Below are 14,175 nucleotides of genomic sequence, written 5' to 3' on the forward strand. Positions count from 1 at the left end.
CGTATTTTTGGATTCCGAAAAAATGCTTCATACAATGACCCGTACCGTCTATTTTGCCGACAAGAGCGTGGCCTTCACGACTGCGGCGCCCGGCGGAGAGTGGTTCGCCGTGGCGGCGGAGTCCGACGGCGGCGTATCGCGCCCCAAGATACTGAATTTTCTCGAATCGCACAACTCCGTAGCGGTCGTTTCGGCCGATCCCGAAGCGACGTTCCGAGCCTTTGCGTTGCAGTTCGCGTGGGTGGAGGCGGCCGGCGGGGTGGTCGTGGACGGTGCGGGGCGGTGGCTGCTGATCCACCGCAACGGGCGTTGGGACCTTCCGAAAGGGCACCTCGAAGCCGGGGAGAGTATCGAGACCTGTGCGGCCCGCGAAGTGGAGGAGGAGACGGGCGTGCGGGGCGAGGTGGTGCGCCCGCTGTGCCGGACGCTGCACGCCTACTGGTTCCCGAAGAGCGGACGCTGGGAGTTGAAGCGGACCCACTGGTTCGAACTCCGGGCAACGGAACCCTCGGCGCTGCAGCCCCAGACCGAGGAGGGGATCGAACGGGTGGTGTGGTGTACGCCCGCGGAGGCTGCGGAGCACGTGCGCGAAGCCTTCCCGACGATCCGCCGCGTGGCCGAGGCGATGAACCGATAGCCCGGCGGCCGGGGGCGGCCCCTTCCCGGATGATTCTCGGGACCGGGCGGTGACGCCAGCCGTGTCCGGCTCGCCGAGGCGGGCTACTCTTTCCCGAGGCGCTGTCTTACGGCCTCCTTGTATTTGCGCGAGATCTCGATCTCGGTCGTCCCGATCCGGATGCGGGTCGGGCGGTATTCGTCGATACGCTCCGTATTGACGATGTAGGAGCGGTGCACGCGCAGGAACCGCCGGTCGAGTTGCGCCTCCCATTGCGAGATGCGTGTCTTCGTGCGGTAGGCTTCGCCCGAGACGGTATGGATCCACACCTCGTCGTCGTTCGATTCGACGTAGCGGATCTCCCCCGGATCGAGCGTGATCCGACGGCGCTCGGAGATGAAACTCAATGTGTCGTCATACGGCTGACTGCGTTCGAGGTAACGGGCGATCAGCCGCTCCGGGACGATGAATACCGCGATCAGCAGCAGGATGATGAGCGGATGGAAGATCGGGCCGGGCAGTGTGTCGGGCAGAGTGTCGAAAACGACGCGGAGTCCGAAGATCAGGGCGAGGTATTCGATCACGACGACGGCCGCGAGCAGATAGAGTGCGTTGAGCAGCTCCTTCGGCCGCTTCCCGAGGGTGAGTTGCGGCACGAAATAACGCAGAATCAGCAGTCCGGGCAGGAAGAGCAGGGCGAGTAGAATCGCCTGGTCATAGGCATATCCCATCGCCCCGAAAACGAGGACGATCAGCAGGGTCGAAACCAGCCACCAGAGTGCGGGCAGATTCTGTTTCATCGAGGCGTTGTGTGTTGTACAAAGATACGCGAATTTTTCCGGGACTCCAATGCCGACAGCCGCCGCAGCGGCTTCAAGTGCCCTTGCAGCGGGATTTTACCGGCGAACGGCGGGTTTCGACGTCCCGGTTTTTTGCTTCGGCGCTCTGCTGTTGTCTATCTTTGTATCCGGGAATAGTCCCGCATCATCCATCTTAAATTTTTCGACCATGTTCTCTCTTTTTATGGAAGGCGGCCTGTGGGGCATGACCTTGCTGACGCTCGAACTGATCGGCCTGCTGCTTGCGGCCTGGAAGGCCCCGGCCTGGGTCAAGGAGATCGGCCTGCTGGCTCTGATTTCCGGCATTGTCTATACGCTGCTCGGCTTTTCGCAGGCCATGGGCTTCGTACAGCAGGCCGGCGACATCTCGTTTTCACTCCTGGCCGGTGGTCTCCGGGTGACCTGTATTCCGGTCATTTACGGCATGTTGATCTATATGCTTTCGCTGGTGATCCGCCTGGTGCAGAAACCCCGGATCTGACCCTCCATCCTGCTTCCTGTACCGGCCCACGACAAAACGGCTTCCGAAATCGTTCGGAAGCCGTTTTTGGGGTGCCTGTGCTTGCGGCGGCCCGGCCCTCCCTCCGCTGCCACTAATACATCGGGGCCTGGTTCATGGCGTTGGCGATGCCCTCGGCGATCTGGTCGATGGCTCCCTGGAGCTTGCCGCCGAGCATCATTTTCATCATCATGTTCAACTCGATGTGCAGCACGAGGCGCATCCGGGTGTCCGAGTCGGAGACCTTGTGCAGCTGGATCCAGAAGGCGAAGTCGACCGGTACGCCGCCTTCGTCGCCCACGATCTTCACGTGTTTGGGAGCCTCCCGCTCCTCCATGCGGAGCTTGACGGTGAAGCCCTTGGCCTTGAACGAGCAGCGCTCTTCGGTGGCCTGCCACTCCTCGACGCGGTCGGCCAGCGCCGGCGTGAGGTTGTCGAAGCGGCTGATGACCGCATAGATCTGCTCCGCGGGGCGCAGAATCTGGTGTTGTTTCGAAATATATTCCTGCATTTTTCTGGTTATTTTGATGGGTCGGATGGGTCGGTTCGGTTTCGGCCGTCCGGGTCGGTCCGGTTTGTGCCGATCCCGGGGCGGCTTCGGTTTGTGTCGATTTCGGGGCGGTTCGGCCGGTGTCGATCCCGGGGCGGCCGGGCGTTCAGGCGGTTCGGGGCGGCTCGGGAGCCTTTGCAGCCCGGCGGTCCGGCAGCCCGGCTACTCGATCTCGAAGGTGCGGGCCGTGTCGCTGTCGACGGTGATGCGCACCGTCACCACGTTCTCCGGCAGCAGCGACTCGATCCGCTCGGGCCACTCCACCAGGCAGAGGTCTCCCGAGTAGAAATACTCCTCGTAGCCGAAGTCGAAAGCCTCGCGCAGATCCTCGATGCGGTAGAAGTCGAAATGGTAGATGCGGCGGTTGCCCTGGCCCTTGTACTGGTTGACGATGGCGAACGTCGGGCTGGTCACGGTGTCCGTGGCGCCCAGCTGTGCGGCGATTTCGCGGATGAGCGTCGTTTTTCCGGCGCCCATCTCGCCGCGGAAGGCCACTACGGTGCGGCGGCCCAGAAGGCTGATGATCGCCCGTGCGACCTGCGGCAGCTCCTCCTGCGAAGTGATATGGATGGTTTTCATGGGTGGTTTACTGTTTCGGTTTCAGAACGATGTACGGAACGATCATCTCCTCCATCGAAATGCCTCCGTGCTGGAACGTGTTACGGTAATAGCGGATGTGCCGGTTGGCGTCGTTGTTGTAGACCAGGAAGTCCGAATTGTAGGCGAAGATGTAGCTCGACGTGAGGTTGCTCGACGGCAGCTGCACGTCCTCGGGACGCAGGATCTCGTAGACCTCGCGGGAGTTGTAGGCGAGGTTGCGGCCCGTCTTGTAGCGGAGGTTCGAGGAGGTTTCGCGGTCGCCGGTCACCTTCACGGGGTTGTCCACGCGGATCGTGCCGTGGTCCGAGGTGATGATCACCGTGTGCCCGCGCTCGGACAACAGGCGCAGGATCGTGTAGAGGTCCGAGTGCTCGAACCACGAGCGGGTCAGCGACCGGAAGGCCGCCTCGTCCTCGGTGAGTTCGCGGATGATGTCCGTCTCGGTGCGGGCGTGCGAAAGGATGTCGAGGAAGTTGTAGACGATCACCGAGAAGTCGGCGTCGTAGATGCGCTGGATGTTGTCCACGAGCTTGCGGCCCTGCTCCGGGCGCACGAGCTTGTCGAAAGTGAATTTCCAGTTCTTGCCGTTCTGGCTCATCAGCCGCCGGAGGAACTCCTCCTCGTACTGGTTCTTGCCGCCCTCCTCGTTGTCGTTGAGCCACTTGTTGGGCATCAACTTGTCGATGGCCAGGGGCATCAGCCCGGCGAAGATCGCATTGCGGGCATACTGCGTGGCGGTGGGCAGGATCGCGCAGTAGAAGTCGTCCTGCTGAACGTCGTAGTAGCCCCGCAGGAGCGACGAGATGGCCCGCCACTGGTCGTAGCGGAAGTTGTCGATCAAGAGCAGCGTGGTCTTCGGGTTCTCGTCCACGACGGGGAAGATCTTCGTGCGCATGAGCGTGTGCGACATCACAGGGGTGTCGTCCGCGCGGCGGTTGATCCAGTTGTAGTAGTTGCGCCGCACGAACTTGCAGAACTCCTGGTTGGCCTCCGACTTCTGGTAGGTGAGCACCTCCTTGATGCTCTCGTCGGTGGATTCGCCGAGTTCGATCTCCCAGGCTGTAAGCTTGCGGTAGAGCGTGCACCAGTCCGAGAAGTTCTCGGCCATCTGCAGCGAGGCCGAGATGCGTCCGAATTCCGAGCGGTAGTCGGCCGTGGCCTGTTCGGTGACGAGCTGCTGCTGGTGGACGTTCTTCTTGATGGAGAGGAGCACCTGGTTGGGGTTGACGGGTTTGATCAGATAGTCGGCGATCTTCGAGCCGACGGCCTTGTCCATGATGTTCTCCTCCTCGCTTTTGGTGACCATGATCACGGGTGTCGTGGGGCGTACCTCCTTGATTTGCGGGAGGGTTTCGAGCCCCGTCATGCCAGGCATCATCTCGTCGAGGATGATCAGGTCGTAGGTGCCTTCCGCGGCCATGTCGATGGCGTCGTACCCGTTGTTGCAGGTATCCACCTCGTATCCTTTCTGCTGGAGAAACAGAACGTGGGGCTTGAGCAGTTCGACTTCGTCGTCGACCCAGAGTATCTTGACCATGCCGTTATCGGTTTAGGGTTTGCAAAAATAAGTGATTTTACCATCAAACGCAAAAAACACGCGTTTTATTGGATGAAGAGGCCGTTTTCTTGGGTTTTCGGTGCAAGGTGATGTCCTGCAGTGACTTGAGCGGCGTGGAGGAGAATTCGGACCGGATCGGGGCATCGAACGGCGATTTTGTGTCGATTCTGGCCCGGGATTTGTGATGGCCCGGGTATCATGCTGGGAGCGTGCGTTGTACGCTCCGCGACGAAAAAAGTGAAAAAAAAATTGCGGTTTGTTGGCGGAAATTCAAATAAAGCGTATATTTGCACTCCGAATCATTCGGATGAACTTAATTTTAAACAACATAAAGATATGACAAAGGCTGATATCGTAAGCGAAATCGCTAAGAGCACCGGAGTGGAGAAAGTGCAGGTGCAGGCTATCGTTGAGGCTTTCATGGAGAGCATCAAGACGTCGCTCACCGAGAAAAATAACGTGTATCTTCGCGGCTTCGGAAGTTTCATCGTGAAGAAGCGTGCCAAGAAGGTAGCCCGCAACATCTCGAAGAACACGACGATCACCATTCCCGAACACAACATCCCCGCTTTCAAGCCCGCCAAGAGCTTCGCGGCGAAGGTGAAATAATAAATCAAGAACCTCTAAATTTAACCACTATGCCAAACGGAAAGAAGCATAAGCGGCACAAGATGGCTACCCACAAGCGCAAGAAACGTCTGCGCAAGAACCGCCACAAGAAGAAGTAGGGTAGCACCTTCGTGCTAACGAATAGATAAAGCTAAAGGGGCCCCCGGGTTCTTTTAGCTTTACCTATTTTTTCGGAATTCGACATTCCGGGTGTTTCCGGCACCCGTATTTTGCGGTTGGACCGCTTTCCCGGAAGCCCTTCGTTCCCCACCGTTCCGGTGCCGGACATCTCCATTGGAGTTCGCCGCCACTTCAAACCAACATGCGGCAGCAGTTACTAATTTCAGTCCATCCGTCACCGGGTCCCGGTGTGCGGAACAAGATATAATGAACAGAGAGTTAATCGTAAACGTCAACCCTACCGAGATCTCCATCGCGCTGTGCGAGGACAAGGTGCTCGTCGAGCTCAACAAGGAGCAGTGCCAGACGGGTTTTGCTGTGGGAGACATTTACCTCGGGAAGGTGCGCAAGATCATGCCGGGTCTGAATGCGGCATTCGTCAACATAGGTCACGAAAAGGACGCCTTTATACACTACCTCGATTTGGGAAGCCAGTTTCCGTCGCTGCAGAAACTCGTCACGTCGCAGCAGCCCGGCAAACGCGGAATGCGGGTCGACACCATGAAGCTCGAAGCGCCGGTCGAGAAGACGGGCAAGATCGGTGATTACCTTCAGGTGGGGCAGCAGATCATGGTCCAGGTCGCCAAGGAGGCGATTTCGACCAAGGGCCCGCGCCTGACATCGGACATCTCGCTGGCGGGGCGCAACGTGGTGCTGGTCCCCTTCTCGTCGAAGGTGTTCCTGTCGCAGAAGATACGCTCGGCGGAGGAAAAACGGCGCCTGAAGCGGATCGCCGCGGAGGTTCTTCCGAAGAATTTCGGCGTGATCATCCGCACGGCGGCCATGGAGGCCAGGGACGAGGATATCGGACACGACATCCAGACGCAGATCGAGCGCTGGCGCAAGACCTGCGGGGCGATCAAGAAGTGCGGGGCCCAGGCTCCGGCGCTGCTGATGAGCGAGATGAACCGCGCCAATACGATCATCCGCGACTCGCTGAACGGCTCCTTCTCGCAGATTGCCGTCAACGACGAGGCGATGTACAACGACATCCGCAACTACATCCGGCAGATCGACCCCGAAAAGGAGAAGATCGTGACGCTCTACAAGGGGACGGTTCCGATCTTCGACAACTTCGACATCTCGAAGCAGATCAAGTCGCTGTTTGCCAAGTACGTGTCGTTGAAGCGCGGGGCCTACCTGATCATCGAGCATACGGAGGCGATGAACGTCATCGACGTCAACTCCGGCAACCGGACCAAGGCCGAGGACAATCAGGAGCAGACGGCCATGGACGTGAACCTGGCTGCGGCGAAGGAGATTGCCCGGCAGTTGCGGCTGCGCGACCTGGGGGGCATCGTGATCATCGACTTCATCGATCTGCACAAGGCGCAGAACAAACAGGCGCTGTACGACGAGATGGTGAAACTCATGTCGACGGACAAGGCCAAGCATACGGTGTTGCCGCTGACGAAGTTCGGGCTGATGCAGATCACGCGGCAGCGGGTTCGCCCGGTGGCCGTGGAGAGTGTCTCGGACGTCTGCCCGACGTGCAACGGCACGGGCAAGGTCGAGCCTACGGTGCTGCTGGACAAGAAGATCGAGAATCAGATCTCGTTCCTCACGGAGGACCGGGGGCACAAGTTCATCAAACTGGTCGTGAGCCCCTACGTGGCGTCGTACCTTCGGAAGGGTTTCTGGTCGCTGCGGCGCCGCTGGGAGTGGAAGTACAGGGTGCGGCTGAAGATCGTCGAGGATCAGAGCACGGGCATCATCGATGTCCACTACCACGACCGCAAGGACAACGATCTGATCGAGAAATAATCCATGGCAAATCCCCGCGAGCAGTTGGCGCAGTTCGCCGCCGGGTCGAAGACCCTCGGGACGCTGTGCCGCGAATACCGGAACCGAAGCACGACCCTCCATCTTCGGGAGCTGGTCGGCGGGGCCTTGTCGTTCTATGCGGCGGCAGCCGTGTCGAAATGCGGCGGGGTCCACGTCTTCGTGGCCGAGGAGCGCGATGCGGCGGCCTACCTGCTCAACGATTTCTACAACCTGCTCGACGAGAAGCGGATCTACTTCTTTCCCTCCTCCTACAAGCGTTCGGCGGCCTACGGGGCCGAGGATGCCCAGGGCGTGGTGCAGCGCACGACGGCGATGAACGCCGTACGGGCGTTCGGGACGGGGTCGGCGGAGGGGGACTACCTGGTGGTCTGCACCTATCCCGAGGCGCTGGCCGAACGGGTGGCCGATGCCGAGGTGCTGCAACGGCGGACGATTGCCGTGCGCGTGGGCGACCGGATTTCGATCGAGGTGCTGGAGCAGGAGTTGCTCGATGCGGGCTTCACGCGGGTGGATTTCGTCTACGAGCCCGGCCAGTATTCGCTGCGCGGGGGCATCGTCGACGTCTTCTCCTACTCGGAGAGCAAGCCCTACCGCCTGGATTTCTTCGGCGACGAGGTGGATTCGATCCGGCGGTTCAACATTTCGAGCCAGCTGTCGGCCGACCGGCTCGACGGGGTGGAGATCATCCCGGACCTGAATGCCGGCGTGGCGGCTGCGGCCAAGGTTTCGCTGGCGAAATTCGCGGGCGGAGAGGCTGCGTGGTGGTTCTACGATGCGGATTTCGTGCTGCGGCGGGTGAACGACGTGCGGCGCAAGGCGCTCGGGGACCTGGAGCATCCCGAGGAGATCGACCATCTGCTCACCAGCCGCAACGGCCTGCTGGCGGACCTTGCGGAGAACCGGCTTGTGGTGCTGCGCGACAACCTTCCGGAGCGCCCCGCAACGGCGGAGGTGACCTTCTCGACGGCCCCGCAGCCGAAGTTCAACAAGAATTTCGAGATGCTGGCCGACGACATGATCCGCAACGCGCTGCGGGGCTACGACACATGGATTCTCTCGGAGAACCGGGCGCAGGTCGAGCGTCTGGAAAACATCTTCCACCAGATCGGCCGCGGACAGGCCGTGGTGCGGTCGCTGGCGGTGACGCTGCACGAGGGCTTCGTGGACAACGACCTGAAGCTGTGCCTCTATACGGACCACCAGATCTTCGACCGCTACCAGCGCTACCGCATCAACGGCGAGATCCGGCGCGACGAACAGATGACCGTCGCGGAGCTGAACCAGCTGCGCCCGGGCGACTACGTGGTGCATATCGACCACGGCGTGGGCCGTTTCGACGGGCTGGTGAAGATCAACGAGGGGGGCAAGACGCATGAGGCGATCAAACTGGTCTACAAGGACGGCGACGTACTGTTCGTGAACGTGCACTCGCTGCACCGCATTTCGCGCTACAAGTCGGGGGACGGCGAGCCTCCGAAGGTCTACAAACTGGGTACGGGGGCGTGGCAGAAGCTCAAGAACGCCACGAAGAAGGCCGTCAAGGATATTTCGCGCGAGTTGATCGCGCTCTACGCCCGGCGCAAGGCCTCGAAGGGCTTCGCCTTTTCGCCGGACAGCTACCTGCAGCACGAGCTGGAGGCTTCGTTCCGCTGGGAGGATACGCCGGACCAGCAGGCGGCCACGGCGGCCGTCAAGAAGGACATGGAGTCGGACCAGCCGATGGACCGGCTGGTGTGCGGCGACGTGGGCTTCGGGAAGACCGAGGTGGCGATCCGTGCGGCGTTCAAGGCGGCGTGCGACGGCAAGCAGGTGGCGGTGCTGGTTCCGACGACGATCCTGGCGCTGCAGCACTACCGGTCGTTTTCGGAGCGACTGCGCGACTTCCCGGTGCGGGTGGAGTATCTCAACCGCACGAAATCCGCGAAGGAGGTGCGGGAGATCTGCGCCGACCTGGCCGCGGGAAAGATCGACATCCTGATCGGCACGCACAAGATGCTGGGCAGGCAGGTCGTTTTCCGCGATCTGGGGCTGCTGATCATCGACGAGGAGCAGAAGTTCGGCGTGGCGGCCAAAGAGAAACTCACCCGGATGAGCGTCTCGGTGGACACGCTGACGCTGACGGCGACGCCCATCCCGCGGACGCTGCAGTTCTCGCTGATGGGTTCGCGCGACCTGTCGGTCATTTCGACGCCGCCGCCCAACCGGCAGCCGATCCTCACCGAATCGCACGTCTTCTCGGAGGAGATCGTGCGCGATGCCATCGAGACGGAGCTGGCGCGCGGCGGTCAGGTCTACTATGTCCACAACCGCGTGGAGGACCTGGTGACCATCCAGGGAATGATCACGCGGGTGTGCCCGAAGGCCCGCGTGGGGGTGGGACACGGCAAGATGCCGGCCGAGCAATTGGAAAAGCTTATCATGGACTTCATCTACGGGGAGTTCGACGTGCTGCTGTCGACGACGATCGTCGAGAACGGCATCGACATCCCGAATGCCAATACGATCATCGTGGACAACGCCCAGAACTTCGGGCTGAGCGACCTGCACCAGCTGCGCGGGCGGGTGGGGCGTTCGAACCAGAAGGCCTACTGCTACCTGCTGTCGCCTCCGGACGAGCTGCTGTCGTCCGATGCGCGGCGGCGTTTGCGGGCCATCGAGGAGTTCTCGGACCTCGGGTCGGGCTTCAACATCGCCATGCAGGACCTCGACATCCGCGGTGCGGGGAACCTGCTGGGTGCCGAACAGAGCGGGTTCATCGCCGACATCGGCTTCGAGACCTACCAGAAGATCATGAACGAGGCGGTAGCCGAGCTGCGGGCCGAGGGCCTTCAGGTCCCGGGGCTCGGGGCCGGGGAGCAGGAGGTCGTGGAGCGCATGGCCTTCATCGACGACGCCCATATCGAGATCGAGGTCGAAGCGTCGCTGCCGGACGACTACGTGTCGCAGCAGGCCGAGCGCCTGAAACTCTACCGGGAACTCGACTCGACGAAGGACGAGGCGGCCCTGCAGGCCTTCGAGAGCCGTCTGGTGGACCGTTTCGGGCCGTTGCCGCGCGCCGCGAAGGAGCTGCTGAACGTGGTTCGGCTGCGCTGGGAGGCCATCCGCCTGGGCATGGAGCGCGTGAAGGTCAAGAACGGACTGATGATCGTGCACTTCGTGGGCGAGGAGCAGTCACCTTATTATAAAAGCGAAACCTTCATGACTTTGCTGCAGCGGGTTACGCGCCATCCCGACCGATTTGTGCTCAAACAGCACAATAATCGGCTGGCGATGACCGTTAGGAATGTCAGAGATGTGGAGGACGCCTGGAAAACGTTGCAGCAGCTTTGAATCTGATTGTTGACATAGGCAACACGCTCGTGAAACTCGCCGTATTCGAACAGGGGCGGCTGGTTTCACAGCGCAGTACGCATTGTCTTGAAGTTTCGGATTTCGAGCGGCTGCTGCAGGGTCGGCGTGCCGATCGGGCCATTGTGGAGTCGACGTGCGGCGATGCGGACGAAATCGTGGAGCTGGTGCGCGAATGGGCGGACCGGGTGCTGGAGTTTACGCCGCAGACCCCCGTTCCGATCGCCAATGCCTACCGCACGCCCGAGACGCTGGGGCGTGACCGCCTGGCGGCTGCCGTGGGTGCCGCGACGCTCTATCCGGGACGGAACGTGCTGATCGTGGACTTCGGGACTGCGGTGACGGTCGACCTGGTGACGGCCGACGGCACCTTCCGCGGAGGGTGCATCTCCCCGGGGATGCGGACGCGGTTCCGGGCGCTGCACGACTATACGGCACGGCTGCCGTTGTGCTCGGCCACCGAGCGCGAAGAGCTGCTGGGCAGCTCCACCGAAGAGGCCATCCGTTTGGGCGTGATGAACTCGCTGACCTTCGAAATCGAGGGCTATATGCAGCGCATGAGTGAAAAAATCGACGATTTATGCGTAATTTTCACCGGTGGGGACGCGAAATACTTTGCGAAAAGAATTAAAAACACGATATTTGCAAATTGTAATCTGGTCTTTTGCGGATTGGATCGAATTTTAGAGTACAATGCCAGTGAAGAACACCTTGATTAAACTTCTTGTCGCAGTGGCGGCGTTGTTTCCTGTCGCCGCCTCGGCCCAGACAAGCAGTATCAATGCCTTCTCGCCCTATACGATGTACGGAATCGGCGAAGTGAATACGCCCGGGACGCTTCCGATGCGTTCGATGGGCGGCGTGGGCGTGGCCATGCGCTCGACAGGGGTGGTGAACCTGCTCAATCCCGCAGGATTCAGCGCCGCACCGCAGAAGACCTTCCTCTTCAACTTCGGGCTCGAAGGACAGAACTACTACAATTCGCAGAAAGTGGCCGGTGAATCGAAACATACCGCCTACAATACGTTCAATTTCCACGACATCGCCTTCCAGATGCCGGTAACCAAGCGCCTGGGCCTGGGCTTCAGCCTCACGCCCTACAGCTCGGTGGGCTACCGCACGAAGTATTACCACGAGTACGACCCGACGGATCCGGTTTACGGCAACGTGGGCAACGTGCAGTACAACTACCAGGGCGAGGGCGACGTCACGGAGGTGAAACTCGGCCTGGGCTGGGAGGTCTTCAAGAACTTCTCGATCGGCGTGGCGGCCCAATACTACTGGGGCTCGATCGACCGGACGTTCGTGATGACCCCGACGGCGATCACCGGCGAAGGAACCTATGTCTCGACGGTCGGCAGCGACGTCTACAGCATTTCGAGCGTCAAGGGGCAGGTCGGCGTGCAGTGGAGCCCGATCCTGAACCAGAAGCGGATCCTGACCGTGGGCGCGGCGTTCGACTTCGGCGGGGACCTGAACCCCGAGGTGACCAAGCAACTCTACGTCGGCGACCTCTACAATACGACGGTCAAGGGCGACACGACGCATCTGAAACTGGTCCTGCCGCACCAACTGACCGTGGGCCTCTACTACCAGACCGCGAAGTGGTCCATGGGCGTGGATTACGTCTACCAGAACTGGGGCGGCCGCAACGCGGGCTACGAGATGACGGGCATCAGCGGTACGGGCGAAAACCGTTCGGCCTACCGGGTCGAGTACGTAAATACGAGTACGATCAAGATGGGTGTCGAGTACACTCCCAACCGATACGACATTCGTAACTTCCTGAAACGCTGGTCCTACCGGGCCGGATTCCGTTACGGGAGCTACAACCAGTCATTCAACGGCGACCGTCTGAGCCAGTGGGCAGTGACGGCCGGGATCGGTGTTCCGGTGAAGTTGTGGGCCGTTTCGGCCGTGGATGTGGGGATCGAGTACGGACGTCGCGGCTACAATGTCGCCGACCGGGTGGGCCTGGTGCGCCAGCAGTATTTCAAGATCGCCGTGGGCTTTACGCTCTTTGCGGGCCAGGAGAACGGGGAATACTGGTTCATGCGGCCGAAGTACGATTAGTCGAGGGGGCCCGGGGGCCGAGGGGCCTGAGCCGCACGAACCGAGGGGCCGGAGCCGCACGAACCGAAGGGCCGGGACCGCACGAACTGAAACAGCATAGTACGAAAACAACACCGATACAGGCAAACGACAATACACAAAAATTAATCTGACCGATGAAAAACGTAAAATTCCTGCTTTCCGCCGCATGTGCGCTTTTTGCATGCTCGGCGCTGGCTCAAGACTTCAGTGATCCGAAGTACGCGATCTGGGGTGACACGCCCGAAGAACGCCAGCAGAACATTCTGAACAGCAACTTCCTCAAGGAGTCGTGCGACAACAAGGACTACGATGCCGCGACACACTACCTGCAGGAGCTGCTGGCCAAGTGCCCGAAGGCCTCGGAGAATACCTTCGTCCGCGGGATCACGCTCTACAAGAACAAGATCAACCGTGCCAAGACGCTGGACGAGAAGAACATGTTTATCGATTCTCTGATGCTGATCTACGATCTTCGCAACGAGTATTTCGGAGATCATGCGAAGCGCGGTACGGCCTACATTCTCGACCGCAAGGCCCGGGAGTACCTGACCTACAAGCCGAACGACCGGAAGGGAATCCGCGAGACATTCCGCGCCGCCATCGAGGCGGGCGGTGACAATGCCGATCCGGAGACCGTGGTGGTTTATTTCTCGAACCTCTGCGACGATTACAAGAATACGGACGAGGTGATGCCCGACGAGGTGCTTGCGGAGTACGAGCGCCTGGAGCCGTTCTTTGCGAAGCATCCCGAGGCTGCGGAGTACAAGAGCCAGTTCGACGCTGCATTCGGACTGAGCGGCGCCGCCAGCTGCGAGAACCTCGAAAAACTCTACCGTGCGAAACTGGAGGCTGCACCCGATGACGAGGCGCTGCTGGCCCAGGCCGTGGGGATGATGTCGCGTGCGAAGTGCGACGGCGACTTCTACTTCTCGATCGCCGAGAAATACTACGAGATGAAACCCTCGTCGGAGACGGCGATGTTCCTGGCGCAGGCTTTCCAGAACAAGGGCGACTATGCCAAGGCCCAGACCTATCTGAACGAGGCGCTGGCCGTTGAGCAGGATGCAGCCGAGCGTCAGAAGCTGCTGGTCCGCATTGCGCTGGTGGGTCTGGTTGCAAACGACATTCCGAATGCCGCTTCGGCCGCGCGTCAGGCCCGGGATCTGAATCCCGAGGACGGCGTTCCCTACTTCGTGCTGGCTCAGTGCTATGCTTCGTCGGCAGCCGCTTGCGGCGGGTTTGCCGGACAGGCGACTTTCTGGGCCGCATACGACACGATGGCCAAGGCTGTAGAGCTGCTTCCGAGCGATTCGGAGTATCTGGAGCACGCCAAGACGTCGCTGAGCGCCTTCCGCAACCGTTTCCCGAGTTCGGAGGAGTGCTTCTTCAACGAGTTGCAGGAGGGAGCCCGTTACACGGTGAACTGCGGCACGGCCGCCGGCGTTTCGACGACGGTACGCCCCCGCTAACTCCTTCCCGAGCCGCTTTTCCATGGGG

Annotated in this window: 12 protein-coding genes; 8 read left to right on the top strand and 4 right to left on the bottom strand. The window is 60.7% G+C overall.

Annotated features, from left to right (window positions below):
- Positions 1–34: 34 nt before the first annotated feature.
- Positions 35–637: an NUDIX hydrolase gene (locus ABGT65_RS09090; RefSeq protein ID WP_346701527.1), complete on the top strand. Its 603-nt coding sequence runs from the start codon at positions 35–37 to the stop codon at positions 635–637.
- An 83-nt stretch (positions 638–720) separates the two neighbouring features.
- On the opposite strand, the gene ABGT65_RS09095 is transcribed toward ABGT65_RS09090, so the two are convergent.
- The gene (locus ABGT65_RS09095; RefSeq protein ID WP_346701528.1) at positions 721–1,416 is read right to left on the bottom strand and encodes a LytTR family DNA-binding domain-containing protein; all 696 of its coding nucleotides are present in this window, start codon (positions 1,414–1,416) and stop codon (positions 721–723) included.
- A 208-nt stretch (positions 1,417–1,624) separates the two neighbouring features.
- Between ABGT65_RS09095 and ABGT65_RS09100 the strand changes: the two genes are divergently transcribed.
- Positions 1,625–1,936 carry a hypothetical protein gene (locus ABGT65_RS09100; RefSeq protein WP_346701529.1) on the top strand — a complete coding sequence of 104 codons (312 nt, stop codon included), beginning with the start codon at positions 1,625–1,627 and terminating at the stop codon, positions 1,934–1,936.
- Positions 1,937–2,048: 112 nt separating this feature from the next.
- On the opposite strand, the gene ABGT65_RS09105 is transcribed toward ABGT65_RS09100, so the two are convergent.
- The 3 genes from ABGT65_RS09105 to ABGT65_RS09115 all read right to left on the bottom strand — a co-directional run bounded on the left by ABGT65_RS09105 (position 2,049) and on the right by ABGT65_RS09115 (position 4,641).
- Complete coding sequence (locus ABGT65_RS09105) at positions 2,049–2,465, bottom strand: SRPBCC domain-containing protein (protein ID WP_346701531.1); 417 nt, start codon at positions 2,463–2,465, stop codon at positions 2,049–2,051.
- Positions 2,466–2,666: 201 nt separating this feature from the next.
- Positions 2,667–3,083: a tRNA (adenosine(37)-N6)-threonylcarbamoyltransferase complex ATPase subunit type 1 TsaE gene (gene tsaE / locus ABGT65_RS09110; protein ID WP_346701532.1), complete on the bottom strand. Its 417-nt coding sequence runs from the start codon at positions 3,081–3,083 to the stop codon at positions 2,667–2,669.
- A 7-nt stretch (positions 3,084–3,090) separates the two neighbouring features.
- Positions 3,091–4,641 carry a response regulator gene (locus ABGT65_RS09115; RefSeq protein WP_346701534.1) on the bottom strand — a complete coding sequence of 517 codons (1,551 nt, stop codon included), beginning with the start codon at positions 4,639–4,641 and terminating at the stop codon, positions 3,091–3,093.
- 306 nt (positions 4,642–4,947) lie between these two features.
- Here ABGT65_RS09115 and ABGT65_RS09120 point away from each other — a divergent pair, with 306 nt between their 5' ends.
- The 6 genes from ABGT65_RS09120 (at position 4,948) to ABGT65_RS09145 (ending at position 14,147) form a co-directional block, all read left to right on the top strand.
- The gene (locus ABGT65_RS09120) at positions 4,948–5,271 is read left to right on the top strand and encodes an HU family DNA-binding protein (protein ID WP_346703077.1); all 324 of its coding nucleotides are present in this window, start codon (positions 4,948–4,950) and stop codon (positions 5,269–5,271) included.
- Between the two features lie 387 nt (positions 5,272–5,658).
- Positions 5,659–7,215: an Rne/Rng family ribonuclease gene (locus ABGT65_RS09125; protein WP_346701535.1), complete on the top strand. Its 1,557-nt coding sequence runs from the start codon at positions 5,659–5,661 to the stop codon at positions 7,213–7,215.
- 3 nt (positions 7,216–7,218) lie between these two features.
- Positions 7,219–10,566, top strand: a complete 3,348-nt coding sequence (gene mfd, locus ABGT65_RS09130; protein WP_346701537.1) for a transcription-repair coupling factor — start codon at positions 7,219–7,221, stop codon at positions 10,564–10,566.
- A complete protein-coding gene (locus tag ABGT65_RS09135; RefSeq protein ID WP_346701538.1) occupies positions 10,563–11,303 on the top strand; it encodes a type III pantothenate kinase in 741 nt (246 codons plus the stop codon). Before mfd ends, ABGT65_RS09135 begins: the two co-directional genes overlap by 4 nt.
- Complete coding sequence (locus tag ABGT65_RS09140) at positions 11,278–12,657, top strand: hypothetical protein (RefSeq protein ID WP_346701540.1); 1,380 nt, start codon at positions 11,278–11,280, stop codon at positions 12,655–12,657. Before ABGT65_RS09135 ends, ABGT65_RS09140 begins: the two co-directional genes overlap by 26 nt.
- A 155-nt stretch (positions 12,658–12,812) precedes the next feature.
- A complete protein-coding gene (locus tag ABGT65_RS09145; RefSeq protein ID WP_346701542.1) occupies positions 12,813–14,147 on the top strand; it encodes an enzyme of heme biosynthesis in 1,335 nt (444 codons plus the stop codon).
- The last annotated feature ends 28 nt before the right edge of the window (positions 14,148–14,175 follow it).

The sequence above is a fragment of the uncultured Alistipes sp. genome (genome assembly GCF_963931675.1).
Lineage (GTDB): Bacteria > Bacteroidota > Bacteroidia > Bacteroidales > Rikenellaceae > Alistipes.